Source organism: Kribbella sp. NPDC020701, assembly GCF_055562215.1.
This window is the reverse complement of sequence record NZ_JBVHFT010000002.1, coordinates 297,650-324,091: the sequence shown is the minus strand read 5'-3', so window position 1 is coordinate 324,091 and position 26,442 is coordinate 297,650. Positions and strand designations below refer to the sequence as shown.

Annotated in this window: 26 protein-coding genes and 1 riboswitch; of the genes, 13 read left to right on the top strand and 13 right to left on the bottom strand. The window is 68.3% G+C overall.

All coding sequences use genetic code 11. The features are described from left to right. Positions 1–19: 19 nt before the first annotated feature. Complete coding sequence (locus ACZ3HV_RS05040) at positions 20–826, bottom strand: alpha/beta fold hydrolase (protein WP_465681044.1); 807 nt, start codon at positions 824–826, stop codon at positions 20–22. A gap of 78 nt (positions 827–904) precedes the next feature. Here ACZ3HV_RS05040 and ACZ3HV_RS05035 point away from each other — a divergent pair, with 78 nt between their 5' ends. Beyond that, on the top strand, positions 905–1,609 hold the full coding sequence (locus ACZ3HV_RS05035; RefSeq protein ID WP_465681042.1) for a TetR/AcrR family transcriptional regulator: 705 nt from the start codon (positions 905–907) through the stop codon (positions 1,607–1,609). A 3-nt stretch (positions 1,610–1,612) separates the two neighbouring features. On the opposite strand, the gene ACZ3HV_RS05030 is transcribed toward ACZ3HV_RS05035, so the two are convergent. Together ACZ3HV_RS05030 and ACZ3HV_RS05025 are read right to left on the bottom strand one after the other, a co-directional pair. Further along, the gene (locus ACZ3HV_RS05030; RefSeq protein ID WP_465681040.1) at positions 1,613–2,695 is read right to left on the bottom strand and encodes a lysylphosphatidylglycerol synthase transmembrane domain-containing protein; all 1,083 of its coding nucleotides are present in this window, start codon (positions 2,693–2,695) and stop codon (positions 1,613–1,615) included. Between the two features lie 53 nt (positions 2,696–2,748). Beyond that, positions 2,749–3,840 carry a LacI family DNA-binding transcriptional regulator gene (locus ACZ3HV_RS05025; protein WP_465681038.1) on the bottom strand — a complete coding sequence of 364 codons (1,092 nt, stop codon included), beginning with the start codon at positions 3,838–3,840 and terminating at the stop codon, positions 2,749–2,751. Positions 3,841–4,096: 256 nt separating this feature from the next. Between ACZ3HV_RS05025 and ACZ3HV_RS05020 the strand changes: the two genes are divergently transcribed. From ACZ3HV_RS05020 to ACZ3HV_RS04985, 8 genes are all read left to right on the top strand, one after another. Further along, a complete protein-coding gene (locus tag ACZ3HV_RS05020; RefSeq protein ID WP_465681036.1) occupies positions 4,097–4,219 on the top strand; it encodes a hypothetical protein in 123 nt (40 codons plus the stop codon). Between the two features lie 8 nt (positions 4,220–4,227). Further along, positions 4,228–4,575 (top strand): L-rhamnose mutarotase, encoded by a 348-nt coding sequence (locus ACZ3HV_RS05015; protein ID WP_465681034.1) that lies wholly within the window; start codon positions 4,228–4,230, stop codon positions 4,573–4,575. A gap of 3 nt (positions 4,576–4,578) precedes the next feature. Further along, a complete protein-coding gene (rhaI, locus tag ACZ3HV_RS05010; RefSeq protein ID WP_465681032.1) occupies positions 4,579–5,742 on the top strand; it encodes an L-rhamnose isomerase in 1,164 nt (387 codons plus the stop codon). Positions 5,743–5,748: 6 nt separating this feature from the next. Then, positions 5,749–7,782 (top strand): bifunctional aldolase/short-chain dehydrogenase, encoded by a 2,034-nt coding sequence (locus ACZ3HV_RS05005; RefSeq protein WP_465681030.1) that lies wholly within the window; start codon positions 5,749–5,751, stop codon positions 7,780–7,782. Between the two features lie 8 nt (positions 7,783–7,790). After that, positions 7,791–9,233 carry an arabinose isomerase gene (locus ACZ3HV_RS05000; RefSeq protein ID WP_465681028.1) on the top strand — a complete coding sequence of 481 codons (1,443 nt, stop codon included), beginning with the start codon at positions 7,791–7,793 and terminating at the stop codon, positions 9,231–9,233. After that, positions 9,230–10,663: a rhamnulokinase gene (locus ACZ3HV_RS04995; RefSeq protein WP_465681026.1), complete on the top strand. Its 1,434-nt coding sequence runs from the start codon at positions 9,230–9,232 to the stop codon at positions 10,661–10,663. The genes ACZ3HV_RS05000 and ACZ3HV_RS04995 overlap by 4 nt, the downstream gene beginning before the upstream one ends. Positions 10,664–10,668: 5 nt before the next feature. After that, positions 10,669–10,911: a helix-turn-helix domain-containing protein gene (locus ACZ3HV_RS04990; RefSeq protein ID WP_360369602.1), complete on the top strand. Its 243-nt coding sequence runs from the start codon at positions 10,669–10,671 to the stop codon at positions 10,909–10,911. 82 nt (positions 10,912–10,993) lie between these two features. Next, positions 10,994–11,416: a hypothetical protein gene (locus ACZ3HV_RS04985; protein WP_465681024.1), complete on the top strand. Its 423-nt coding sequence runs from the start codon at positions 10,994–10,996 to the stop codon at positions 11,414–11,416. A 53-nt stretch (positions 11,417–11,469) separates the two neighbouring features. On the opposite strand, the gene ilvA is transcribed toward ACZ3HV_RS04985, so the two are convergent. Next, a complete protein-coding gene (gene ilvA / locus ACZ3HV_RS04980) occupies positions 11,470–12,762 on the bottom strand; it encodes a threonine ammonia-lyase IlvA (protein WP_465681022.1) in 1,293 nt (430 codons plus the stop codon). A gap of 230 nt (positions 12,763–12,992) precedes the next feature. On the opposite strand from ilvA, the gene ACZ3HV_RS04975 reads away from it, so the two are divergent. Continuing rightward, a complete protein-coding gene (locus tag ACZ3HV_RS04975) occupies positions 12,993–13,859 on the top strand; it encodes an HIRAN domain-containing protein (RefSeq protein WP_465681020.1) in 867 nt (288 codons plus the stop codon). A 58-nt stretch (positions 13,860–13,917) separates the two neighbouring features. Here ACZ3HV_RS04975 and ACZ3HV_RS04970 read toward each other — a convergent pair whose 3' ends face one another. Further along, the gene (locus ACZ3HV_RS04970) at positions 13,918–14,748 is read right to left on the bottom strand and encodes an NmrA family NAD(P)-binding protein (protein ID WP_465681019.1); all 831 of its coding nucleotides are present in this window, start codon (positions 14,746–14,748) and stop codon (positions 13,918–13,920) included. A gap of 78 nt (positions 14,749–14,826) precedes the next feature. Between ACZ3HV_RS04970 and ACZ3HV_RS04965 the strand changes: the two genes are divergently transcribed. From ACZ3HV_RS04965 to ACZ3HV_RS04955, 3 genes are read left to right on the top strand one after another with little or no spacing between them, the layout of a single operon-like run. Next, positions 14,827–15,249 carry a MarR family winged helix-turn-helix transcriptional regulator gene (locus ACZ3HV_RS04965; protein ID WP_465681017.1) on the top strand — a complete coding sequence of 141 codons (423 nt, stop codon included), beginning with the start codon at positions 14,827–14,829 and terminating at the stop codon, positions 15,247–15,249. A gap of 14 nt (positions 15,250–15,263) precedes the next feature. Further along, on the top strand, positions 15,264–15,503 hold the full coding sequence (locus ACZ3HV_RS04960) for a hypothetical protein (RefSeq protein ID WP_465681015.1): 240 nt from the start codon (positions 15,264–15,266) through the stop codon (positions 15,501–15,503). Positions 15,504–15,546: 43 nt separating this feature from the next. Beyond that, positions 15,547–15,699 carry a hypothetical protein gene (locus ACZ3HV_RS04955; protein ID WP_465681013.1) on the top strand — a complete coding sequence of 51 codons (153 nt, stop codon included), beginning with the start codon at positions 15,547–15,549 and terminating at the stop codon, positions 15,697–15,699. A gap of 38 nt (positions 15,700–15,737) precedes the next feature. Here ACZ3HV_RS04955 and ACZ3HV_RS04950 read toward each other — a convergent pair whose 3' ends face one another. The 8 genes from ACZ3HV_RS04950 to ACZ3HV_RS04915 all read right to left on the bottom strand — a co-directional run bounded on the left by ACZ3HV_RS04950 (position 15,738) and on the right by ACZ3HV_RS04915 (position 26,350). Further along, complete coding sequence (locus tag ACZ3HV_RS04950) at positions 15,738–17,144, bottom strand: FAD-binding oxidoreductase (RefSeq protein ID WP_465681011.1); 1,407 nt, start codon at positions 17,142–17,144, stop codon at positions 15,738–15,740. A 99-nt stretch (positions 17,145–17,243) separates the two neighbouring features. After that, positions 17,244–20,393, bottom strand: coding sequence for a BTAD domain-containing putative transcriptional regulator (locus tag ACZ3HV_RS04945; RefSeq protein ID WP_465681009.1), 3,150 nt, complete (start codon positions 20,391–20,393; stop codon positions 17,244–17,246). Positions 20,394–20,454: 61 nt separating this feature from the next. Next, positions 20,455–21,009, bottom strand: coding sequence for a dihydrofolate reductase family protein (locus ACZ3HV_RS04940; protein ID WP_465681007.1), 555 nt, complete (start codon positions 21,007–21,009; stop codon positions 20,455–20,457). Between the two features lie 46 nt (positions 21,010–21,055). After that, on the bottom strand, positions 21,056–21,616 hold the full coding sequence (locus tag ACZ3HV_RS04935; RefSeq protein WP_465681006.1) for a GNAT family N-acetyltransferase: 561 nt from the start codon (positions 21,614–21,616) through the stop codon (positions 21,056–21,058). Positions 21,617–21,628: 12 nt separating this feature from the next. Beyond that, positions 21,629–21,743: riboswitch (SAM riboswitch) on the bottom strand. 85 nt (positions 21,744–21,828) lie between these two features. Continuing rightward, positions 21,829–22,749 (bottom strand): NAD-dependent epimerase/dehydratase family protein, encoded by a 921-nt coding sequence (locus ACZ3HV_RS04930; protein WP_465681004.1) that lies wholly within the window; start codon positions 22,747–22,749, stop codon positions 21,829–21,831. Further along, on the bottom strand, positions 22,746–23,351 hold the full coding sequence (locus ACZ3HV_RS04925; protein ID WP_465681002.1) for a dihydrofolate reductase family protein: 606 nt from the start codon (positions 23,349–23,351) through the stop codon (positions 22,746–22,748). Before ACZ3HV_RS04925 ends, ACZ3HV_RS04930 begins: the two co-directional genes overlap by 4 nt. 87 nt (positions 23,352–23,438) lie before the next feature. Beyond that, a complete protein-coding gene (locus ACZ3HV_RS04920) occupies positions 23,439–24,929 on the bottom strand; it encodes an FAD-dependent monooxygenase (RefSeq protein ID WP_465681000.1) in 1,491 nt (496 codons plus the stop codon). Next, complete coding sequence (locus ACZ3HV_RS04915; RefSeq protein ID WP_465680998.1) at positions 24,914–26,350, bottom strand: DHA2 family efflux MFS transporter permease subunit; 1,437 nt, start codon at positions 26,348–26,350, stop codon at positions 24,914–24,916. Before ACZ3HV_RS04915 ends, ACZ3HV_RS04920 begins: the two co-directional genes overlap by 16 nt. Positions 26,351–26,442 lie beyond the last annotated feature (92 nt).

Sequence of the window (26,442 nt, the reverse complement as noted above, 5' to 3'; positions counted from 1 at the left end):
CAACGACCTAGACCGCTCTCTAGGTCAAGTCGTGTGCGAACTGGCGGAGGACCGGTGCGAGTACGGGAGGCTCGACGTTGTGGTTTTCGCCTGGGACGGGCTTAAGGGTCGCGGTTGGCAGGAGTTCGGCGACTGCTTGGCTGCCGGTGATCAGGAAGGGTGCGGTGGCGTCGCCGTGCATGACCAGGACCGGGACGTCGACCGCGGCCCAGCGGTCTGCTGGCAGTGGGTTGCCCGACATGGTCGTGCCCATGATCCGGCCGTCGTACGAGATCGTGTGCGCGATCTCCTCGACCGGCGCCCAGTACGGGCTCTGCCGGATCCCGGCGACGAACTCGGGCGGCATGCCGGCCGCGGCGGTCATGAACAGTTCCGCGGCCTGGTCCCGGCGGCCCGCCGCGACGAACGCGTCGAGTTGCTCGACGTAGTCGGAGGGCAGCGGCGGACGCGAGTCGTCGACCACCACCGGCGGCTCGAAGAGCGCCAGTGCGGTGATCGGTAGCCCGGCGGCCGCCGCGTCCAGGGCCAGCAGCGAACCGGAGGACCAGCCGAACACGATGGCCGGCTGCCCGGCGTCCTCGATCAGCGCGGCCAGGTCCTCGATCTCCCGCTGGATCGCGTACGGCGCGGTGTCGGAGCTCTCACCGCGTCCGCGCCGGTCGTAGGCGTAGACCCGGAACTCGTCACTCAGCAGCTTCGCCACCTCGGCGTTCGACGGGTTGACCGCGCGGTGGGCGGTGGCGCCGTCGACCAGGATCAGCGGCCGGCCCGTGCCCCACGCCTCGAAGGCGATCGTCGTGCCGTCGGCGGATTTCACAGTGCTCATCGTCGTTCTCCTTCAGTGTCGTTCGGAACTAGACCGTACAGTACTCAGAGAAGAACTGGACTGTCTAGTATGATTTCGGTGACCACCGAGGAGGACGCCGTGGAGGAGTATCGACAGCGGGCTGCCGTCTGGCAGCCGGAGCAGGCCGCCGTCACCGTCGAGGGCGAGGGCAGGACGCCCCGCAAGCGCCGGGCGATCCTGGCCGCCGCGACCGAGGTCTTCCTCCAGCACGGCTATCTCGGCGCGAGCATGGACGAGGTCGCGGCGAAGGCCGGCGTCTCCAAGCAGACGGTCTACAAGCAGTTCGAGAACAAGGAGCGCCTGTTCGCCGAGATCGTCCTCGGCACCAGCGATCAGCTGATGGACGGACTGCTGCAGGCGTACGCCGAGACTCTCGACGGCGCGACCGATGCCCGCGAAGCCCTGCGCGCGCTGGCTCGTCGGCTGCTCGACAGCCTCACCTCCGACAGCGTGCTCCAGCTGCGCCGGCTCGTGATCGCCGAGGCCGATCGGTTCCCCGAGGTCTGCGGAGCCTGGTTCACCAGCGGGTTCGAGAACTCACTGGAGGCGTTGGGTACGGCGCTCACCCGGCTGACCGAGCGTGGTCTCCTGCGTGAGCTCGACGACCCGACGCTGGCGGCGTACCAGTTCGCCGGGCTGGTCATGTACAAGCCGATGAACCGGGCGATGTTCGCCGGCACCCGGCAGCGGCCGAAGCCGGGCGAGCTCGACAAGCTCGCGGACCAGGCGACCGAGGTGTTTCTCGCCGCGTACGGCGCTTGACGCCTACTCCTCATCCCCGGCGGACGGCGGTGCCTCTCTCCTCGACGGACTGGTGATGTGCAGGTGGATCCGCCAGCCGGCCCAGGCCAGGAGGCCCACCGGGATCGGCAGCCAGAAGGAGACGAGCCGATACATGAGTGTCCCGATGAGTGCCGTGTCCGCGCTGACTCCGATCAGGACCAGCAGCGCTGCGAGCCCGGCGTCGACGAAGCCGAGACCACCCGGCGTGATCGGGATCATCGCGAGGGCCTGGGCGACGACATAGGCCAGGAGCACCATTGAGGGCCGGGCGTGCGCATCGAGCGCCGCCAGCGCGGCCACGAGCGCTGCGTAGTCGAACATGCGGTTCGCCGCCGCCGCGACGGCCGCACTCCACCAGTGGCCCTCGAACGCAGCGGCTACCCGGTCCCGCTGTGCGACCAGCGTCGCGGCGCAACTGTCCGCGGTCACGCTGCGCTTCACGACATGGATGACGCGACCGGCCGCCCGACCGGCCATCACCACGAACCGTTTCCAGGTGAGCGCAGTGAGCCCGAGACCGACGATGACGATCGCCATGATGAGCGACACCAGGAGGCCGAGTTCCAGCTGCCGAGCGGGCGGTGGACCGATCAGCACCGCGGGCACAGTGAGTACGGGCAACAGCAGCAGCACGCCGGTGGTGATCAGGCCCATCGCGGTCAGAGCGGACGCAACGACTGCGGCCGGCTGCCCGGCCTGGATCAGGAGCCTGGCTTGGAGGACTCCACCGGTGGCCGCGCCACCGGGGACGACCTTGCTCGCGGCGTTCCCGGCCAGTTGCGCCGTCGCGATCGTGCCCCACCCTGGATGGACGGGTCGTGGCTCCTGGTCCCCGTGGTGCTGGGCCAAGGCCAGTTTGGCGAGCCACCACAGCGCGGCGAAGCTGCAGGCCTCCAGGACTACGAGGACCGGGAACCACCAGGGATTCACATCAGCGAGGCGTGGCCAGGCTCCGAAGAGGGACAGAATGCTCGGCGCCACGATGTACAGGCCGACACCGGTGATCGCCAGGCCGACAGCGCGGCCGCCCCACCGCCGCACCAAACCCCCGCCAGCGACGCGCATGTCTCACCTCGCACAGTGACCCCCACTCGCCTGGCCACCATAGCGCGACAGGCTCAGAGAGTGCCTCGGGTCGAGGTCCGGACGACGAGCTCGGGGGTGAACGTCACCCGCTGGTGCTCGTGGTCCGGGTTCGAAGACTCGTCCAGCAACAGTTCGGCGGCGGTCCGGCCGAGGAGCTGCCGCGGCTGGCGGACCGACGTCAGGGGTACGGCGGCAGCCTCGGCGAACTCGATGTCGTCGTACCCGACGATGGCGAGGTCCTCGGGAACGCGCAGGCCGAGGCTCACGCACTGCTGCAGCAATCCCAGCGCCAGCAGGTCGTTCGCGCAGAAGGCGGCGGTCGGGCGCCGGGCCGCCGGGAGGCCGGCGAGTCGTTGCCCCGCGCCCCTACCTTCCGCGACCGTCAGAGCGCCGGTGGTGATCTCGATCAGGTTCTCCGGCGGTTTGCCGGCCTTGCGGAGCGCGCGCCGGGCGCCGTCGCGGCGGTCGATGACCTGGCCGATCGTGTTCGGGCCGCCGACGTACGCGATCCGTTCGTGGCCGAGCTCGAGCAGGTGGGCGATGGCGAGCTCGCCGCCGAGGATGTCGTTCACCGCGACGGAGCAGTGGTCGGAGTCGTCGATGGAACGGTCCACGACGACGACCGGCGTACCGCGGGACGGGAGTTTGCGCAGGCGGGAGGAGTTCTGGTCGATCGGGGTGATCAGAATGCCCTGCACGCGTTGCTGCTCGAGCAGGTCGAGATAGTCGGCCTCGCGGTCGGCGTCCTCGTTGCTGTTGCAGAGGAAGACCGACAGTCCGGCCGCGCGGGCCGCCTCCTCGACCCCCTTCGCGACATCGGTGAAGAACGGGTTGCCGGCGTCGAGCATCAGGTACGCGAGGATCCGGCTGCTGCCCGCGCGGAGCTGGCGGGCCGACTCGTTCCGCACGAACCCCAGCGAGGCCATCGCCGCCTCGACCTTCGCCCGCGTCAACGGACTGACCACCTCGGGCCGGTTCAGCACATTCGAGACCGTCCCCAAAGACACTCCCGCTGTCGCCGCCACCGCCTTGACCCCCGCAGCATGCCGCTTGGCGGCTGACCGGCTGGCGCCGGCACGGCGGATGGGGCCAGGGGCGTGGTCCGGGGTGCTGTCCGCCGGCATGCGTGACCTCCCCGCGTCGTGGATCGGTTTGAAACGTGTTAGCGGGCGAAGCGTACCTGCTTTCCGCCGGGTTTCCGCAGTAACCGTCCGGAATGGGACGCCAGGAGGTGGGCGACCTCTTGACGGCTGGAGGCGCCCACCCTTACGTTCGTGCAATCCTCTTGAAACCTTTCAGCAACTCTACGCCCCGAGTTGGAGGTGACGATGACCGACGGCTCGCCGCGTCCCCGACCTGTCCGGGGCCGGGAACATCGCGATGGGCCGCCGGCCGCTGGGTCGTTTCAACATCATCGACCGGGCTGTCGCGGCCCGGCGGTCCGCCCAGCCGTTCGGCCGCCTCGGCGTGTCGACCGCCACCATCGACCAGTTCAACTTCTGAGGACCGCTGTGAATCGCTACTGCTTCTGCCTCCAGGTCAGACCTGACCGCTTGGAGGAGTACATCGAGCGCCACCGGAACGTCTGGCCCGAGATGCAGGCCGCGTTACGTGACTCCGGCTGGCACAACTACTCACTCTTCCTCCGCGACGACGGCCTGCTGATCGGATACGTCGAGTCCGACGACCTGGAGGCGGGGCAGAAAGCGATGGCGGCGACCGAGGTCAACACCCGCTGGCAGGCGGAGATGACCGAGTTCTTCACCGGGATCGATGGCCGGCCACCGGACGAGTCGTTCCTGCTGCTGCCCGAGATCTTCCACCTGACTGCGTCGAATTTTCCATCCGAAGGGGACTGAACCATGACGACCGAAGCCGCGAAGGCCGCCCTCAGCCGCCAGGAGATCGAACTGCCCTCGTGGGCGTTCGGGAACTCCGGCACCCGGTTCAAGGTGTTCAGTCAGCCCGGCGTGCCGCGCTCGCCGGAGGAGAAGATCGCCGACGCCGCCGTCGTGCACAAGTACACCGGTGTCGCGCCGAGCGTCGCGCTGCACATCCCGTGGGACAAGGTGAACGACTACGCAGCCCTGTCGGCGTACGCGAAGGAGCAGGGTGTCCGGCTGGGCGCGATCAACAGCAACGTGTTCCAGGACGACGACTACAAGCTCGGCAGCGTCACCAACCCCGATCCCCGGGTACGGCGGAAGGCGACCGACCACCTGCTCGAGTGCGTCGACATCATGGACGCGACCGGGTCCCGCGATCTGAAGCTGTGGTTCTCCGACGGCACGAACTACCCGGGCCAGGACGACATCCAGGACCGGCAGGACCGGCTCGCCGCGGCGTTGAAGGAGGTGTACGACCGGCTCGGTGACGACCAGCGGATGCTGCTGGAGTACAAGTTCTTCGAGCCGGCCTTCTACACCACCGACGTGCCGGACTGGGGTACGGCGTACGCGCACTGTCTCGAACTGGGGCCGAAGGCAACGGTCTGCATCGACACCGGGCACCACGCGCCGGGGACCAACATCGAGTTCATCGTTGCCTCCCTGCTCCGGACCAAGAAGCTGGGCGCCTTCGACTTCAACAGCCGGTTCTACGCCGACGACGACCTGATGGTCGGGGCGGCCGACCCGTTCCAGCTGTTCCGGATCATGAACGAGATCGTCCGCGGTGACGCGCTCGACCCGGACCGCGGGATCGCGTTCATGCTCGACCAGTGCCACAACATCGAGGAGAAGATCCCCGCGATCATCCGCTCGGTGATGAACGTCCAGGAGGCCACCGCGAAGGCGCTGCTGGTCGACCGGGACGCGCTGCGCGCTGCCCAGGCCTCAGGTGATGTGCTGGAGGCGAACGCCGCGCTGATGGACGCCTACAACACCGACGTACGGCCGTTGCTCGCCGAGCTGCGGGAGTCGCAGGGACTCGATCCGCAGCCGGTCGCGGCGTACAAGCGCAGTGGCTACTTCGAACAGATCGTCAAAGACCGAGCCGACGGCCAGCAGGCCGGATGGGGAGCCTGAGCAACTATGACCGACACCGCCTCCGAACTTGTTGCACGTAGCAACAGACTCGGTGCCGATCCGCGCAATACGAACTACGCGGGTGGGAACACGTCCGCGAAGGGTACGGCGACCGACCCGGTGACGCAGCAACCCGTCGACCTGGTCTGGGTGAAGGGCTCCGGCGGTGACCTCGGCACGCTGACGTCGGCCGGTCTCGCCGTACTGCGGCTGGACCGCCTGAACTCGCTGGTGGACGTCTATCCGGGCGTCGACCGCGAGGACGAGATGGTCGCCGCGTTCGACTTCTGCCTGCACGGTAAGGGGGGTGCGGCGCCGTCGATCGACACCGCGATGCACGGCCTGGTCGACTCTCCCCATGTCGACCACCTGCACCCGGACTCCGGGATCGCGCTGGCGACCGCGGCCGACGGCGAGAAGCTGACCGCGGAGTGCTTCGGCGATCGGGTGGTCTGGGTGCCCTGGCGGCGGCCCGGGTTCCAGCTCGGTCTCGACATCGCGGCGGTCAAGCGGGAGAACCCGTCCGCGATCGGCTGCATCCTCGGTGGTCACGGCATCACCGCGTGGGGTCAGACCTCGGCGGAGTGCGAGGCCAACTCGCTGGAGATCATCCGTACGGCGGAACGCTTCCTGGCGGAGCGTGGATCCGCGGAGCCCTTCGGTGGCGTGGTCCCCGGGTTCGAGCCTCTGCCGGAGGACGCCCGGCGGACCCGTGCGGCGGAGTTGGCACCGGTGATCCGCGGACTCGCCTCGACGGACAAGCCACAGGTCGGCCACTTCACCGACTCGGAGGTCGTCCTCGAATTCACCGCCCGGGAGAAGCTCACCGCCTTGGCGGCGCTGGGTACCTCTTGCCCCGACCACTTCCTCCGCACCAAGGTGCGGCCGCTCGTGCTCGACCTGCCCCCGACCGCCCCGCTCGACGAGGCGGTCAGCCGGCTTCGCGAGCTGCACGAGCAGTACCGCGAGGACTATGCCGCCTACTACAACCGGCACGCCTCGGCGGACAGTCCGGCGATGCGGGGTGCCGACCCGGCGATCGTGCTCGTTCCGGGTGTCGGCATGTTCAGCTTCGGCAAGGACAAGCAGACCGCGCGGGTGGCCGGCGAGTTCTACGTGAACGCGATCAATGTGATGCGCGGTGCCGAGGCGGTGTCGACGTACGCGCCGATTGACGAGCGGGAGAAGTTCCGGATCGAGTACTGGGCGCTGGAAGAGGCCAAGCTGCAGCGGATGCCCAAGCCGAAGCCGCTCGCGACCCGGGTCGCTTTTGTGACCGGTGGTGGGTCGGGGATCGGGAAGGCGATCGCTCAGCGGCTGGCGGCCGAGGGCGCTTGTGTCGTGGTGGCGGACCTGGATCTGGCCGCGGCCGAGGCGGTGGCGAAGGAGATCGGGTCGTCCGACGTGGCCGTTGCCGTCGGCGCCGATGTCTCGTCGGCCGAGGCAGTGGAAGCGGCGCTACGGGAGGGCGTACTCGCCTTCGGTGGTGTCGATCTGATTGTCAACAATGCCGGATTGTCGATCTCGAAGTCGTTGCTGGAGACCACCGAGCGCGACTGGGACCTGCAGCACGATGTGATGGCGAAGGGTTCGTTCCTGGTCTCGCGGGCGGCGGCGAAGGTGCTGATCGACCAGGGCCTGGGCGGCGACATCATCTACATCTCCAGCAAGAACTCGGTCTTCGCCGGCCCGAACAACGTTGCGTACGGCGCGGCCAAGGCGGACCAGGCACACCAGGTCCGGCTGCTCGCGGCCGAGCTGGGTGAGCACGGCATCCGCGTCAATGGCGTCAACCCGGATGGCGTCGTACGCGGTTCCGGGATCTTCGCCAAGGGCTGGGGAGCGCAGCGTGCCGCGGTGTACGGCGTGCCCGAGTCGGAGCTGGGTGCGTACTACGCGCAGCGGACCTTGCTGAAGCGGGAGGTCTTGCCGGAGCACGTGGCGGCCGCTGTGTTCGCTCTCGCCGCCGGCGAGCTCACGCACACGACCGGTCTCCATGTGCCCGTTGACGCCGGCGTGGCTGCCGCCTTCCTTCGTTAGGAGTTTTGATGACCGAGCTGGACGTCCGCCCCGGGCTGGAGCGGATCACCACGCGCAAGACGCGGATCGGGCTCGTGGCCGGCGGGCTCGGGGCCTACTGGCCACAGTTCCCCGACCTGCTGCCGCAGTTGCAGGCGTCTGCGCGGCGCGTCTCGGAGCGGTTCTCCGCACTGGACTGTGAGGTCGTCGACGTCGGGTTCATCTCGGACGCGCAGGAAGGTGCTGTCGCGGCCGAGAAGCTGCGGGTCGCTGACTGCGATCTGATTGTCGGCTTTCTGACGACGTACATGACCGCGTCGATGCTGGTCCCGGTCGCTCAGCGGAGCGGTGCGCCGGTGCTGTTGCTGAATCTGCAGCCGACCGAGGCGATGGACCACGCGACGTTCGACACGGGTGCTTGGCTGGCGTACTGCGGTGCCTGCCCGTTGCCGGAGATGGCCAACGCCTTCGAGCGGTGCGGGGTCGACTTCCGATCCGTGTCCGGCTATCTGGAGGACGAGCGGGCGTGGGGGCGGATCGATCGGTGGATCCGCGCGGCCGGGGTGCGGGCGGCGTTCCGGCACGGGCGGCATGGTCTGCTCGGGCATCTGTACCCGGGGATGATGGACGTGATCACCGACCCGACGCTGGTCTCGTCGCAGCTCGGCGGCCACGTGGAGATCCTCGAGATCGACGACCTGCGGGTCCGCGTCGAGAAGGTCACGTCGGCCGAGACGGACGAGCGGATGAAGCTCGCGCAGGACATCTTCACCCTCGACGACTCGGTGAACGAGGACGACTTCCGGTGGGGTGCCACGGTGTCGGTCGCGCTCGACCGGCTGGTGGCGGACTTCTCCCTTGATTCGCTGGCCTATTACCACCGGGGGCTCGACGGAGAGACGCACGAGCGGGTCGCGGCCGGCATGATCCTGGGCGCTTCGTTGCTCACGGCAAGGGGTATTCCGGCGGCCGGCGAGTACGAGCTGCGGACGTCGCTGGCGATGCTGGTGATGGATCGGCTGGGTGCGGGCGGGTCGTTCACCGAGCTGCAGGCGCTGAACTTCAACGACAACGTGGTCGAGATGGGCCACGACGGACCGGCGCACCTGGCGATCAGCTCGTCCAAGCCGTTGCTGCGTGGGCTCGGGGTGTATCACGGGAAGCGCGGCTGGGGTGTCTCGGTCGAGTTCGACGTGAAGCACGGGCCGGTGACGGCGTGCGGTCTGGGTCAGCGCCGGGACGGTTCGTTCAACCTGATCGCGTCCGAGGGCACCGTCGTACCGGGGCCGTTGCTGCAGATCGGGAACACGACGTCGCGGGTCGACTTCGGGTGTGATCCGGGCGAGTGGACCGACGCGTGGTCGGCCTCCGGGGTCGCGCACCACTGGGCGCTCGGTACCGGTCACCGCGCCAAGGACCTGGCCGCGGTCGCCGACCTCCTCGATCTCGACCTGACCGTCGTCTCCCCATGAAACATCTCGCCGCGGTAGATCTGGGCGCGTCCAGCGGAAGAGTCATGCTGGGCGCGGTCGGCGACGGCCGCCTGGACCTGACCGAGATCCACCGCTTCTGGAACGGTCCGGTGCAGGTCTCCGGCACCCTCCACTGGGACATCCTCCACCTCTACCGCTCAATCCTCGAAGGCCTCCGTACGGCGGGCGCGGTGGACGGCATCGGCATCGACTCCTGGGCCGTCGACTACGGCCTCCTGGACACCTCCGGCCGCCTCCTCAACAACCCCGTCCACTACCGAGACTCCCGTACCGACGGCGTGCTGGAACGGGTCCTGGAGAAGGTGTCCGCCGCCGAGCTCTACGAGATCACGGGCCTGCAGCAACTTCCGTTCAACACGATCTACCAACTAGCTGCAGAGAACGCGCTCGACCGGGCCGAGGTTCTGCTCATGATCCCGGATCTGCTCGGCTATTGGCTTACCGGGGAGGTTGGGGCCGAGCGGACCAACGCCTCCACCACTCAGCTGTACGACGTACGTGCGCGGGAGTGGAGTGACGTGCTGGCCGCGAAGGTGGGGATCCCTCGGGAACTGCTGCCGGCGCTGCGTGAACCGGGTGAGGTGGTGGGGACTTTGCTGCCTTACGTGGTTGAGGAGACTGGGCTTGATGCTGCGACGCCGGTGATTGCGGTGGGGTCGCATGACACTGCTTCGTCGGTGGTCGCCGTACCTGCTGGGGACGAGCGGTTTGCGTATATCTCGTCCGGCACCTGGTCGTTGGTGGGGCTGGAGTTGGAGGCGCCGGTGCTCACGGAGGAAGCGCGGGCGGCGAACTTCACCAACGAGGGTGGGGTGGACGGGCGGACCCGGTTCCTGCGGAACGTGATGGGGTTGTGGATTCTGCAGGAGTGCCGGCGCATCTGGGGGGACGACGACCTACCGCGGCTGTTGCGGGAGGCGGCCGACGCGCCGCCGTTCGCCGTACTGATCGATCCGGACGCCCCGGAGTTCCTTGCCCCCGGCAACATGCCGCAACGGATCGACGAGCACTGCCGTGCGACCGGGCAGGAGCCGCCGCGATCGCGGGCCGCCGCAGTGCGGTGTGTGCTGGAGAGTCTCGCGCTCGCGTACCGCCGGACGTTGCGGTCGGCGCAGAGCATCGCAGACCGGGCGGTCGACGTACTGCACGTCATCGGCGGCGGCTCGCAGAACGAGTTGCTCTGCCAGTTGACCGCCGACGCCTGTGGGTTGCCTGTACTGGCCGGGCCGGTCGAGGCCTCGGCGCTGGGCAACATCCTCGTTCAGGCTCGCGCGTTGGGCGAGCCGTTGCCGGACCTGAGCGCGATGCGCGCCCTGGTCCGGTCCACCCATCACCTGCGGCGCTACGACCCGCAGGGCAAACCGGCCGACTGGGACGCCGCCGAGTCCCGGATGTTCGGAACCAGGTGATCCGTATGACCGTTCTCCCCCAGGAACTCCGCCCCCTCGCTCGCCGGGTGCCACCTCGCGAGATCAGCCACGACGACCTGCAACTTCTGCGACTGCTCGCCACCGGGCTGCCGGTCGACGCGGTGGCTCGCCGGCTCGACCTGTCCGAACGCACTGTTCGCCGCCGTACCCGCCTGGTCTGCGACCGCCTCGGCTTCAGCACCGCCATCGAAGCGATCGTTTGGGCCGCCCGCCGCGGACTGGTCTGAACCTCAACCCGGACCGGCTTCGGCGTTAGGCCGAGGCAGGTCCGGGTACCGGGTGTTCTGGACATCGAGCCTTGGAGGGGCGATGGACGGATTGACTGTTTTGTGGATTGTTGTGGCTGTTGCGGTGCTGGTCATCCTGGTGGCTCTGCTCGCCGGGGCCTCGTCGCGGTCGTCGAAGCGACGGGCCGAGCGGGAGCGTCAGGAGGCTTACGAGCACGAGCAGCAGGCCAGGGCTTCGGCAGTGCAGGCCGAGCGGCAGCAGGCTGTGGCCGATGAGGTCGAGGCGCGCTCGCGCAAGGCGCAGGCGATCGCCGATGAGAAGGCAGCTGAGGCACGTCGCCTCGCGGCCGGTGCGGCTGAGCGGCAAGAGGCCGCGCAGGAAGCCCGTACGGAGTCGGAGGACCACCGCGCGCAGGCAGCTGACCTGACGCACGATCGGGATCAGGACTGGGCCGATGGCACGCATCCGCAGGATCCGCGGACTGCGAGGCATACGAAGAACTGACGACGAGGTGGTGATCCCGCCGGCGCGGAGAACGCTCGGCGGGATCAGTGCGTTCAGATCAGGTAGCGGAACTCCGGTGAGTTCGGGTTGATGCGTTCGATCTCGAGCGGCGCCGCGTCCATCCGTGCCTTCAGTCCCTCGAGATCGCCCGGCCGGCTGATCTCGATGCCGACCAGTGCCACACCCGTCTCGCGGTTGTTGCGCTTCACGTACTCGAACAGCGTGATGTCGTCGTCCGGGCCGAGCGCCTCGTCCAGGAACTGGCGGAGTGCGCCCGGCTCCTGTGGGAACGTCACCAGGAAGTAGTGCTTGAGCCCTTCGTGCACAAGCGATCGCTCGAGGATCTCGCCGTACCGGCTGACATCGTTGTTCCCGCCGGACAGCAGGCAGACCACCGTCTCACCCGGCCGCACCGCCAGACCGTTGCCCAAGGCACCTGTCGACAGCGCGCCGGCCGGCTCGGCGATCAACCCGTCGGTCTGGTAGAGCTCGAGCATCTCCGAGCACACCAGTCCTTCGGGCACCGACATCATCTCGACGCCGGCCGCCTGGACCAACGGCAGTGTCACGTCGCCAACCCGCCGTACGGCGGCGCCGTCCACGAAGCTGTCCAGGTGCGGCAACGTCACCGGCTCGCCGGCTTCCAGCGCCGCGGCCATGCTCGCCGCTCCGGCCGGCTCGACGCCGACGATCCGTACGCCGGGATGCCGCTCGGCCAGCCACGTCGCGACCCCCGCGACCAGCCCACCACCGCCGACCGGAACCACCAGTACGTCGGGCGCCTGACCGAGCTGCTCGACGAGCTCGACGGCCACAGTCCCTTGTCCTGCAACGGTTCTCGGGTCGTCGAACGCCGGAACCAGTGTGGCACCGGTGGCCTCGCCTTCCGCGAGTGCCGCGGCGGCCGCGTCGTCGTACGTGTCGCCGGTGACGATCACCTGGATCTGCTTGCCGCCCAGCGCCGCGATCCGGTCCCGCTTCTGGCGTGGCGTCGTACGCGGAACGTAGACCTTGCCGTGGACACCGAGGATGTGGCACGAGTACGCCAGGCCCTGACCGTGGTTGCCCGCACTCGCACAGACGACCCCGGCCGCCTTGGCCGCGTCGTCGAGCTGGGCGATCAGGTTGTAGGCGCCGCGAAGCTTGTAGGACCGGCCGATCTGCAGGTCCTCCCGCTTCAGCCAGACCTGCGCGCCGGTGCGTTCGGAGAGGCGGAGGTTGCGTTGCAACGGTGTACGCACCGCGACGCTGTCGAGTCGCTTGACCGCGGCCTCGATCGCTGCCGCGTCAACGGCCGGATGGCCTGTACCGGTGGTCGATCGAGCGACTGAACTACTGCCCTGCATGAGCTTCCTTCCCGTGCATTTGCACGATCCTCGCCGATTCGCTCGCTGCACAAGACAATTCGCGTCCACAGTACGGACGGGCGGGCTAACTTTGCGCATCAGACTCTTGCACTATGCGTGAAACGGCTCTTCGATGGGGATTCTAGTTTTCATACGCTCACTCGGTGTAACGGCCAGGGGTCTGGACGGGATGAGCCGAGTAAAGCCGGTCAGAAGGACTGGAGGGCAGGATGGAACTGATTCCGTTCAGTCTGTGGGGCGACGCCTTGTGGTGCGGTCAGGAAGTCGTGCGGGAGGCTCCGCACGAGCAGGCGATCCGAAGCCTGTTCCCCGACCCCATCCCGGCGCGCGGCGCAGACCTGGACACCGAGGCGGACCTGGTCCCGGAACCGCACAACCGTTTCGACCCCCGATCGATCGCCGTACGGGTGCAGGGGAAGGTTGTCGGCTATCTGCCGAGGGACGACGCGCACCGGTACCACCCGGTGCTGTCAGAACTGGTGGCACAAGGCCTGCAACCGCAGGTGCCGTGCCATCTGTGGGTGAGTGAGTGGGAGCCGGCGGACTGGGACAGCAAGGGTGACCAGGGCACCGAGTTCCACGCCAGCGTGGCGGTGGCCCTCGGCCAGCCGCACATGCTCGTCCCGGTGAATCTGCCGCCACCCGGCAGCTTCCACCTGCTGCCGCCCGGCAGCGGCATCGTCGTACCGGGCAGCGAGGTCTATCCCGACCTACTGGCGCCGTTCTTCCGGGCGGAAGGCGAGTGCTGGGCGTACGCCACCATGCATGCGATCGAAGAGGAGGACGGCATCCAGGACCGGCACCGGATCGTGGTTGAGATCCGGCTGGACGACGAACCCGTCGGCCGGCTCAGTCCTCGGCTGAGTGCGGAGTTCCTGCCCGCCATCCACTACCTCAACGACATGCGTGCCGAAACCGCCGCACGCGTCGCCGTCCGCGGCGACCGCACCGCATCGGAGGTGACCTTGTACGCGGCGCGAAGTCACGACCTGCCGGCTACCTGGCCGGACGGCTTGACCCGCTCCCCGGTCGCGTCCCCGCAATGGCACTACTGGGCCACCAAAGAGGCCAACTAGGCGGCTGCGCAGTACTCACCACGCCCTGAGGTGGGTACTGCGGAGCTACTTCAACCGTCTACCTGAAGGCTGCGGCGTTCTGCCGGCACCAGTCCGCGAAGGTCCGTGGGTCCTGACCGGTGAGGCGGCGTACGGCGTCTGTGCGCAGGCCGACCGTGTCGGCGCGCATGAGCTGGAGACCCTCGACGAGCGCGGCGGCCAGGGCCGGCGGGGCGCCGTCGGGGTAGCGGAACCGCACCGCGTCCTCTGGGGTCTCGACTGTGCGGACTTCGAGGTCGCGGCCGATCGCCTGGCTGAGGATCACGACCTGCTCGGCCACCGTGAACGTCTCGCCGCCGGTCAGGGTGTAGTCCTTCTTCTCGTGTCCTTCCTCGGTGAGGACGGTCGCCGCGACCGCCGCGATGTCGGCCGGGTCGATCGGTGCGGCGCGGCCGGGGCCGATCGGGTCCAGCACGTAGCCGCCGTCCCGGATCGTCGGCAGCCAGTCGAACGCGTTACTCATGAAGCCGGTCGGCCGGAGGAAGGTCGCCGGGATCCCGGCCCGCTGGATCAACTGCTCGCGCTCGTGATGCCAGTGGCCCATGGCGGGGATCGGTTCGCCGAGTACGGCGTACGACGAGAGGTACACGAGGTGCCGTACACCAGCGGCCCGGGCGGCGGTGACGACGTTCTCGGTGTGCTCGAGGCCGATGCCGGGCGCGAGGAGAAACACCTTGTCGACGCCTTCCAGTGCGAGCGTTTCCGGCCGGCCGAGGTCGCCGATGAGGTGCTCGCCGGGCACGTCGGTGCGTGGTTCTCGCAGGAGGACCTTGAACTCGGCGCCGCGGCGGTCGAGCTCGCCGACCAGGAGCCGGCCGACGTGGCCGGTGGCGCCGGTGATGAGTAGCATGGGAGACTCCTTTACCGGTTAACGATCTCTGAGAACGTTAACCGGTAAACGATCTGGTCGTCAATCCGGAGTCCCTTGATGCCTGAGTTCCTGGACCTGCACAGCAAGACGTCGAAGGCGCTTCGGGTGGCCGCGGACGCCGCCGTACAACGGCATGGGCTGCGGCTCGGGCAGGACCACCTGCTGGCCGCGTTGTGGGAGCAGGACGGGCGTACGCCGGGCGAGATCGCCGCCGCGGTGAACGTCACCACGCCGGCCGTCACCAAGCTCGCCACCCGGATGGCGGAGTCCGGGCTGATGGAACGCCGGCCCGATCCGCACGACAACCGACTCGTCCGCCTCTGGCTCACCGACGCCGGCCGCGCCCTCCGCGAACCGATCGAGGCCGAGCGTCAGCACCTCGAGGATCAGCTCACCGCCACGCTGACGAAGACCGAACGCGCCCACCTCATCAAGGCCCTCACCAAGATCCACGAAGCAGCGACGACGCTGGCCAAGTGACGTACGTTGGCTCCATGGCAGCTGATGTCGTCGCACCCACGTGTCCAACCTGTGGCGATCGTGGAGTGCCGATCCTCTACGGCCTGCCAACACCTCGGGCCCACGAAGCAGCCGCCGCCGGCCGGGTCGCCCTCGCCGGCTGCGTCCTACCGCAAGAACCCCCGCAATGGTGCTGCCCCGCCGCCCATCAGTGGCGCGCCGGCGACGAACAACTCCTGGTCGCCGCCATCGAAGCAGCCCTCACCGAGAGGTAGATCACGTCACGGCGCGAGGATGCCGAGGTGGTCGGCAGCCTCGATGACACTGACCTTCCACGAAGGCGATGCGGTGCACGAACTCGACCCGGGCGACTCGATCGAGGTCGACGAACCCGTCGCGCACGTCTTCGCCAACACCAGCGATGGCGAGTGCCGCTACGCGATCATCCTCACCCGCGTCGACAGCCCGTAGGCCCAGGTCGATGACCTGGGCCTGGGGCCTCCGTGCTGCTACTTGGTGGGTTGGATGTTCTGGTTGAGGTGGAACAGGTTGGTGGGGTCGTAGGTGTTCTTCACGGCGACGAGCCGGTCGTAGGTCGTCGTCGGGTACGACGCCCGCACGATGTCCTCGTTGGTCTCGCCGGTGAAGTTCACGTACGACGCCGCGTTCGGGCCGAGTGCGGCACCCGAGGCGCGAGCCCACTGGACGGCCTCGTCGTAGCCGTCCGCGTCCGGCGTACGGGCGACCACGTTCAGGATGTACTCACGGTCGCGAGTGCCGAACGCGGTGGCGTCCGCCGGAACCCGGCCCATCGCTCCTCCGAGGTGATGGACGTGGAGCTCGGACACACCGTTCGGCACCTGGGCGTGGGCCGAGACGAGCGCGTCGACGGTCGGCTGCTCGAGGTCGCTGAAGAACGCCGAGCGGAAGTAGTTCCGCATGCCGCGCGGGAACAGCGGATCGAGCAGCGTCTGCATCGCGTTGTACGGCATCGGGCCGAACAGATCGGCAACCACCGGCGCGAGCTCGCGGAACGGCTTGGTCGCCGCATCGCCCTCCTCGACCCGCCCCGACCACATGCCCAGTACGGCGACAATCGGCTTGCCGTGCACATCTTCCGGCAGGAACGGCAGCGGCGGCGCGGTCGTCAGGTTGATCGCCAGCGACAACTCGTCGGGTGCGCCGGCGGCCGCCGTACCGAAGCCGCGCAGTACGTCGGCTGCGCTGTCGCCCGGGTAGAAGACGAGACCGGCGAACACCGTCGGGCCGACCTCGTGCGCCTTGAACTCGAACGACGTGACGACACCGAAGTTGCCGCCGCCGCCACGCAACGCCCAGAGCAGCTCCGGGTTCTCCTCCTCACTTGTGTGCAGGTACCGGCCGTCCGCGGTGACGATGTCGGCGCCGACGAGGTTGTCGCACGCGAGTCCGGCTTTGCGGACCAGCCAGCCGATCCCGCCGCCGAGGGTGAAGCCCGCGACGCCGGTCGTGGACACCAGGCCGCCGGTGACGGCCAGCCCGAAGGCCTGCGCTTCGGCGTCGACGTCTCCCCAGACGCAGCCGCCCTGCGCCACGATGCGGCGCCGGTCGGGATCGATCCGGACCGAGTTCATCGGCGACAGGTCGATCACCAGGCCGCCGTCCGTCGTCGAGAAACCGGGGATGCTGTGACCGCCGCCCCGGACGGCCAGCGTCAACCCCTCGCTCCGGGCGAACTCCACGGCCCGGATGACGTCGGCCACCCCGCGGCAGCGCACGATGAGCGCGGGTCTCTTGTCATGCGCGGCGTTCCAGATCGACCGTGCTTCGTCGTACGAAGCGTCGGTCGGGCGGATCAGCTCGCCACGAAGTCCCTCGGCGAGCTCACCGAGCGTGGCCTCCCCGAGCGTGTCCTGCCGCGCTTGCGTCGTTGTCATCTCTGCTCCTGATTCGTCGAACCCAGGGGTTTCCCTGGACCCGAACGACATTAGGAAGGCTGACTTCGCAATGGCTTAGCGTGACTTAGCGTGCTGCGGTCAGGGGAGGGCGGCTGCCCGTGCGATGCCGATGCGGGAGCCGAGCCGGGCGAAGATCTCGACCGCCACCCGGCCGTGCCGGGACAAGGTCTCCACGTCACCGTCGTCCCGTGCGAGCTCGGCGGCGAGGAGCCGGGTCCATGCCTCCAGGCGCAGATAACCCTGTGGCCGAAAGGCTTCCACCGCCTGTTCGGCCAGCATCCGGGCGGCCTTCCGCCGGCCGGCGAAAAGTTCGACGACGACGAGGTTCAGCAGCGCGCCGGCCGCGCCGGGCACATCGTCGACCGCCTCGCCGCGGTCGAGGGCGACGCGGGTGAGCCGCCGGCCCGCCGCGGGGTCGCCGGCCGCCGCAGACAGCAGGCCGAGGTTGGCCAGCGTCAGGTTCTCGCCCCGGCGATCGCCCAGTTGCTCGCGGATCCGCAGCGCCTCGCGGAGATGGTCCTCGGCCGGCTCGAACAGTCCCTGGTCGCGTTCGATGCACCCCAGATGGTTGAGCGCGTGGCCGAGACCAGCCGCGTCGTCGACACCGGCGAACACCTCGACAGACCGCCGTACGGCGTCGAGCGCGCCGGCCAGATCTCCCGCCAACCGGTGGGCGTCAGCGAAGGCCGACAAGGCGTAGCCCCGGCCGCGGACGGCGCCGACCCGACGGCCGAGCAGGAAGGTCTCCTCGAACACCGGCACCATCGAGCCGTCGACCGGGGCGAGCGGCATACACGCCGTCACGGCAGGGAAGAACGGGCCAACTGCCGGGTCGATCAGGCTCAGCCGCTCGAGGCACTCGGCGAACCGTTGCTGTGCCGGTTTCACGTCCTCGCGGAACAACGCGGCCATCGCGGCCAACTGCTGGGCGGAGGCGGCGACGGGTGCCGCTCCCAGGGAGTCGGCCCGCGCGAGCGCTTCCATGGCGGTCTGTTCGATCTCGTTGAGGTCTCCGCTGCCGAGGAGAAGCGTGCCGCGCAGGACCCGGGCGGACACGATGTCGGTGGGATCGTCGGACTGCTCGGCGACGGCGACAGCCTGGTCTCCGAGCCCCGGGAGCCGGTCGCTCAAACCGCTCCGGGCGTCGAGAACCGCGAGTGCGAAGATCGCCCGGACCCGATCCTGGGACGGTACGACGGCCACGTCGAGAATGCGTTCCAGCCAGCCGGCTCCTTCGGCGAAATGACCCCGCGCCAGCCAGTACTGCGACAGGTTCACCCCCAGCAGCAAGGCCTGTTGGTGATCATGACGTACCGCCCACGCGAGCGCAGCGCGGAGGTTGTCGTGGTCGACGTCGAGCGACTGTGGACGTTCGACGACAACGCTGGCCCGTTCCGGATCCTGGGCGCAGGCCAACTCCAGGAAATGCTCGAAGTGCGCTGTCTCCAGCGGTTCGACCTCGTGCGCGGCGACGAGTCGCTCCCGCGCGAACTGCCTGATGGTCTCCAGCAGGCGATAGCGCGAACGCGGACCGTCGTGGTCGACCTGCAAGAGGGACTTGTCGACCAGGCGACCGAGACCGTCCAGCACGTCCGCGGCGGGAATCCGATCGTCCGCGCACACCTCCTCGGCCGACGGCAACGAGAAGCTGCCGGCGAAGACCGCGAGCCGCCGAAGCAGGATCTGCTCGTCGTCCGAGAGCAACGCGTGGCTCCACTCGAGCGCGGCCCGCAACGTCGCATGCCGCGTGATCTCACCGTGCCGGCCGAGCAGCGGAAGAGCCTGGCTCAACCGCTCGGCGATCTCCGCCGCCTCCAGGTGAGACGCGCGGGCGGCGGCCAGTTCCAGGGCGAGTGGAATGCCGTCGAGACGACGGCAGATCTCCACGATGGGCGCGGCGTTGTCCGCATCGAGGACGAAGCCGGGCCGGACGTCCTGGGCCCGGTCGACGAAGAGCCGTACCGAAGCCAGCGTCCCGAGCCGGCTCAGGTCACCGGCATCCTCAGGCTCCGGCAGCTCGAGTGAGGGCACCCGGAAGGTCACCTCGCCCGGCGTGTGCAGAGGCTCGCGGCTCGTCGCGAGCACGGTGACGCCAGGGCAGCTTCGCAGTACTGCGCTCGCGAGTCCGGCGCAGGCAGCGAGCAGGTGTTCGCAGCTGTCCAGAACAAGAAGGAGGTTTCGTGGAGCCAAGCGGGTGATCAGTGTGCGCAATGGGTCCGAGCCCGCTGCGGGATCCAGTCCCAATGCGGCCGCGACCGTGTCGGGGACGAGCCGCGGATCTGCCACCGGGACCAGGTCGGCGATCCAGATGCCATCGGCGTACGCATCGAGCAGCCGCCTCGCAGCCTCCTCCGCAAGTCGCGTCTTGCCCGCACCGCCGACCCCCGTGAGGGTGACCAACCGGCCCCGGTCCAGCAGGCGATGGAGGTCGGCGATCTCGCGCTCGCGTCCGACGAAGCTGGTCAGGGCGGGGGCGAGGTTGTGGCGGGGCCGGTTCGGGGGTGCCTCGCCTGTCAGAAGGTCGCGGTACACGCGTTGGGTCTCCGGGTCCGGATCGGTGCCGTACGTCGTACGCAGGTCGGTGCGGAGGCGTTCGTACTGGGCCAAGGCCTCCGACGATCGGCCCATCGCCGCATGACGCCGCATCAGGTCGCGGACGGCACGCTCGTGGAGCGGGTCGATGGCGAGGGCGCGTTGCAGGGCGTCGAGCGCCTCTACGTCGTTCTCCGTCGCCTCCGCCAGGTCCACGAGGAGGTCGCAGAAGGTCGCCCGGAGCTCGTCCCGCGGCCGGTCGGCCCAGTCCTCGAACCGGTCCTCGGGGAGCAGATCGCCGGCGTACGCAGCGACCGCGGCACGCAGGTCGGCGAGGTCACCGCTGGTCCGCCCGTGCGCGGCCAACTGCTCGAACGTCCGTACGTCGACCTCGACGAGACCGTCCGCGAGCAGCACCACGAAGTCGTCGCGCAACTCGAGCAAACCGTTGCTCGGCTCGTCGCCCGCAAGCGCTCGACGGGCGACGTGCAGCGCCTGGTGGAGATTGTTGACCGCGGACGTCGGAGCCCGATCGGGCCACAACGCCTCGAGCAGTACGTCGCGATGCAGCCGCTGATCCCGTGTCAGCGCGAGCAACTTGACCAGCGTCCGCGCCTTCCGCAGACGCCAGACATGGCCATCGACGGGTTGTCCCCCTCGATCGACCCCGAAACCTCCGAGCAGCCGGATCCGCACCAATCGCCCTCCCCCCGATGAGCGTAGACACAGATCCCTACGTCGCAACCACCTTCTCGGTTCAGCCTCTGCCCGTCGAGTAGACCAGCGCAACGGTTCCGGAGGGGTAGGACCGCGCGCTGTTCAACGTCAGCTTCCTGCGTTCGCCCACCTCCGAGAACATCGATCCGCCGCGACCGACGATCGCGGGGTTGAGCTTGAGCCAGTACTCGTCCACGAGATCTGCGGCGACGAGCGAGCGTACGGTCTGTACTCCTCCGAACACGACCAGGCTGCCGCCGGTGGACTCCTTCAACTGGCGAACCTGGTCCGCTCCGTCGCCGGCGGCCAGGGTCGAGTTCTCCCAGGCGCTGACGTCGAAGCTCTTGTCCGATGACAGGACGAACTTCGGCGTTGTGTTGAGCCACGCAGCCAGGTCGCCCTCGGCAGTCGTCCAGTAGGCGGCTGACGGTCCGAACGACTTGCGGCCCCAGATGATCGTGTCCGCAACGGACATCAGTTCGCCGGTCAGCTCGCTCGTCAGTTGCGGGTCATCGGCCATGAAGTCGAGGTCGTTGTCCGGTCCGGCCATGAATCCGTCGAGGGTCATGTCGCTGAAGACGATCAGTGGTCGCATGGTCTCCTCCTTGGGCTCTATCTCCCCAATCTCCCAGACGACGGTTTCAATCCGCTTTCAGCGATCCGGCCAACTGCGATGCCTCGGGCCAGGCCATCCATAGGCACTTCGGAGTGCCGTTGAGTCGAGTCGGATCTCCGCCAGGCGGTGGTACGGCGGCCGTTTCTACCGAACTGCCTCCCGCCGCCCGGTAGAAGTGCTGCGCGTCTGTGTTCTGCTGCAGCACCCACAGGTACATCGCGTTGCTCTTCGCCTCGCCGACGACCGCGTTTGCTGCGCGGGCCAGAAGCTGAGTGCCGATCCCGGTACGGCGTTGCCGATAGTCAACATGCAGATTGTCGACAAGGCTGCCCCACCGCGGATCCTTGTCGAACTCGACGTGGACGAAGCCCGCCAGTTGGTCGTCGTACTCGGCGAGGATGGTCGCGGACCTGGCCGGCGCCGCCAGCCGTCCCGACCAGACCGACCGACGATCGGCGTCGATGTCCCCATCGAGGAACGAGTCCGCATACGCGCCCCGGTAGTGCCGACGCCAGCTATCGGCGTGCAGGAACGCGACCTGGTCGGCGTCCTCCGCCCCGGCCGAACGGAACCGCAACGATGCCATGCCAAACCTCCCACTCGCGGCTTGCCCGGCACTCCTGCGCCGAGCCTGGTCCTCACCCGGGGCACCCCACCCACGAACGGAGGGTTGCCGGCCAGCAAGCCGGGGCTGAACGCTGACACTCATGACCAACGCCAAACCGTACCAGCGCCTCCTGAGGCCCCACCACCAACTACTGGTTCCTTCTCAAATCAACCGCGAACTGACTGACTCGGTCAGCGGGGGTTGTTGGTGCGCCAGGCGGCGTAGTCGGCGACTGACTTGGCGACGTCGAAGGTTGGCTCGAAGCCGGTGTCGTGGGTGAGCCGGGTGATGTCGAGGTACGGGTCTGCGCCGGGGCCGGCCTGGCGCCCGGGCAGGAGGTCGAGCTTCAGGCCGGGCGTGATCGCCTGCAGGGCTTCCGCGAACTCGCGGTTGGTGTACGGCCGGCCGCTGGACACGTTGTAGGTGTCGTGCCGCAACGTCTCCGCGGTCGTCAGGAGGGCGATCGCGCGCCCAGCGTCCGGCGCGTAACAGCAGTCGCCGCCGTCGTCGGCGTACAGCGGCTTCGGTTGCTCACCGCGGAGTACGGCGCTGATGTACGGCGGAATGTAGAAGAACGGTGATTCCGGATCGACGAGCGGTCCCCAGATGGTCCCGATTCGGAGTACGACCGGCTGGACACCACTGCCCTGGAGGCTGTGCGTGGTCAGCGGCTCCACGGCCTTCTTGAACGCGATGATCAGATGCGGCAACTGCGCGGTCGGCAGCGCGAGCTTTTCGTGCCAGGGGATCTCGGTCCGGCCGAGGTACGCGCCGAGGCTGCTCGCGACAGCGAACCTGCGGACTCCCCACGCGCGAGCGGCGTCCAACGCGTTGAGCAGGCCGGTCAAGTCCGTACGGAAGAAGTCGACCGGGTCCTCGCCGGGGATGCTGCCGGCGAGATGGACGATATTGCTGATGTCGTGACGATCGCCGAGGGCGAGGAAGGCTGCCCGGTCGGTGACGTCGAGGGATTCCACGGTGACCTGGCTGGCGAGGAACGACGGGACCTCGGTACGGCGGTACGTCGTGACGACGACCTCATGTCCGAGATCCAGGAGCGCGCGGGCGGTGTGGGCGCCGATCATGCCCAGGCCGCCCGTGACGAGGATCATCGGACCACCTCGTAATGGAGGTGCGTGACGCCGGGTGCCGGGATGGCCTCCACCAGCCGGAGCCGCACGTGCTTCGGGACCTCCTGGAAGAAGCTGCGACCGCCGCCGAGCAGGATCGGTACCTGATGCAGGATCACCTCGTCGACAAGGTCCGCCGCCAGGGCCGAGGTCAGTGCGCCGCCACCCATGACCGCGACATCCTTGTCCCCGGCAACCTCACGCGCCGCCGCGATCGCGTCCTCGATCCCTGTGGTGACGAGCGTCTGCTGCTCGCTGATCTCGGGCGCTGGCCGGTGGCTGAGCACGAAGAGCGGTGCCGTCGGATGCGGCCCATCGCCTCCCCAGTGGCTCGAGTGCTCGTACGTCGTACGCCCGGAGACCGTCGCCCCCACCCGCGCCGCGATGATGTCGAAGAACCTGGCGCTCGGCTCACTCAACTTGAACCCGCCGAACAGCTCGCTCGGCGTGTCCCCGTCGAAGTACCAGTCGAAGAGCATCCCCGCATCACCAAGCCCACGCCCGAACTCCGCAACCCCATCGGGAGTCCGCCCACTGATATACCCATCAACCGAAACAGCGTGCGCACTGAACACCTTGCTCATATCACTCCTCCGCTAGACCATCACAGTCCGAACCTACGAGCGGCCCCCCACCAAGTCTTGAACGAATCCAGCAGATCCACTTTGGCGTCAGGCGGGGGCGCCTAGCCAAGTGGTGAGGGCTGTTTGGAGTTGCAGCTCGTTTGGCGGTTCGCCGGGGGTGGTGGCCCAGGCTATTGCGCCGTCGGGGCGGATTAGGAGGGCGGATAGGCGGTTGTCGTCTATGGAGTTGACCTCGACGATTTCCAGGCGATCGCGCCGGCCGGCGGCCGCTTTGAGGGTGGGGGTGTGGGGTGGGGTGAGCAGTACGGCGCGGCCCGAGCGGGTGAACTGGTTGAGGCGGGCGGAAGTGGTCGCGGTGGTGAAGGTTAGGTCGGGGCAGTGGTGGCCGATTAGTTGGTGGTCGTCGGGTTTGGTGTACGGGAAGGTGTAGCGGAGTGCGAGGCCTCCGAGGAGGCGTCCGAAGTACTGATTGACTTCGCGGATGTCCATGAGTTCGGAGACGAGGTCGCGCAGTGCGTCAGTGTGGGGACCAGGGCGCATCAGGGCCGACTGTGCGCGGGTGTTGGCCAGTACGGCGGCGCCGGCGGGGTGCCGCTCGTCGGTGTAGCTGTCGAGGAGCCCCTCAGGAGCCACGCCTCGTACTTGCGCCGCCAGCTTCCACCCCAGGTTGACAGCGTCGACCAGGCCGAGGTTGAGACCTTGTCCGCCGTTGGGCGAATGCACGTGGGCCGCATCTCCTGCGAGGAGGATCCGGCCGAGTCTGTACGTGCTCGCCTGACGAGCGTTGTCGGTGAAGCGGAGTCCGTCGCTGACCTCGGTGATGTCCACGTCCACGCCGGCGACCCGCCGTACGCTCGCCTGCAGTTCCTCGGGCGTGACCGCACCCCGCGGTACGTCGGGACCCTCGACGAAATCGAACGTACCCAGCACGCCCGGGCCGTGGATCAACATCCCGCCTTCGAGCCGGCCGGACGGAGGGAGCTTGTCCGGATCGGCGATCTCGACCTGGGCTTGACGCGCGGTCATGATCGGCAGGGTGCCCGGGAAGTCGAATCCGGCCAGCCTGCGGATCGCGCTGTGGCCGCCGTCGCAACCCACGACGTACGCCGCCTCGAGCCGTCGCTCGCCGTCAGGTGTGGTGACTGTGACCGAGACGCCCTCGGCATGCTGGACGAGGTCGGTCACCGTGTACTCGCGCCGTACGTCGATGCCGAGGGCAACAACGTGGTCGGCCAGGATCCGCTCCAGGTCCGGTTGCCAGATCAGCCGCCCGGTGCGATCGGGCTCCTCCTGCAGATCAGGATCGATCTTGTGGATCCACGCGAAATGGTTCTTCGCGCTGCCATGATCTCGCTTCTTCTCGTCCTGCCGCTCGGGCTGGCAGGCCTCGAGCGCCGGGCCGAGTCCACGGCGCTGGAGCGCCTCGAAGGCCAGCGGACCGACGCCGCGTGACTTGCGCTGGGGAGCGGGCTCGGCCAGCCGCTCCAGCACGAGGGGCTGGACTCCGGCGAGCTGAAGCTCGATCGCGAGCGTCAACCCCACCGGGCCGGCCCCGACCACGATCACTTCGTAGGACATGGGATCTCCTTGTTCTTGGCGGGAAACGCCAGTGCGGGGAAAAGTGGAAGGACCGACAGCCCAAGCGCCCACGCGAAGGTGACGCCGTACGCCGCGGCCGGATTGCCTGTGTGTTGGGCCAGTTGGCCCTGGAGGATGAGCACAAGTACTGCCATGCCGATCGAGCCGCCGACGCGGTTCATCACGTTCAAGGCACTCGCGGCACGGGGAACCTGGTGCCGCTCGACACTGCCGAACGCCGTCGCCATCCCCGGAGCCATCGTCGCGCCGATCCCGGCACCGCGGACGGCCAACGCGAGGAGCATGATCCAGTTGGCGAGGCCGGAGCCGAGGAAGATCAGCGGTACGGTGCCGATCAGGCTGAGCATGATGCCGACGAAGATCACCCCACGAGGACCGATGCGATTCGTGAGACGGCCGGCGACGTACGAGATGGCCGCAGCGCCAAGCGCCTGCGGTGCGAGTGAGAATCCGGCCTCGATGGCACCCCTGTGCTCAACCTGCTGAAAGTAGAGCGGGAGGACGAGCATCGAGCCGTACAGCGTGGCGCCCAGAAGGAATGAATTCGTCGTGGCAGCGGTGAAACCGCGACGGGCGAACAGGCGCAGGTCGATCAGCGGCGGCTTCCTCGTGACAACCGCGTGCACGCAGTAAGCGCTGAGCAGTACGACGCTGCCGATCAGCGGGACGATCGCACGGACAGAGCCGGCGCCGTGATCGCCAACAGCGGACAAGCCGAAGATCAGCGCAGCCAGACCCGGTGACAGCAGGCCCAGCCCAAGCCAGTCGAGCTGCTCGCGACCTGCTGCGGGCCGGTCCTCAGGGATCACTCGCACTGCCATCAGCAGCGCGAGCACCCCGACCGGCACGTTCACGAAGAACATCCAGCGCCAGTCCAGGTCCTGCACGATCACTCCGCCGATGACCGGACCCACGACTGGTGCGAACAACACCGGGATGACCAGTACGCCGACGATCCGGCCGAGCTGATCAGGTCCGGCCGCCTGTGCCAGGATCCCTTGTCCGACCGGCTGCATCACTCCGCCACCGATGCCCTGGGTGACCCGGAACGCAATCAACGCGGGCACCGACCAGGCGAAGCCGCACAGGATCGATCCGGCCACGAACAGCGCAACCGACGCGATCCACACTCGCCGGCCACCGAACCGATCAGCCAGCCATCCGGAGAGCGGGATGACGATCGAGATCGCCAGCAGATAGCCCGTGGACACCCACTGCAGCGTGGACAACGGTCCACCCAGATCGCTCGCGATCGAGTCGATGCCGACACTCACGATCGTCGCGTCCAGCCCGGCCAGTACCGCGGCGAGGCTGAGTACGCCGCCCAACCGCAGCAGCATCGGGTCGAGCGGAACCAGCCCGCCTCGCCTCCCAGCCCGTTGACCGGTCTCCACTGGCATGCCGCACCTCCGTCTCTCTAGGTTCGGCAAAACCATATGCTCGACCTAATTTTATGTCAAACCTATCTATGGGTCGGACATAATTGAGCTAG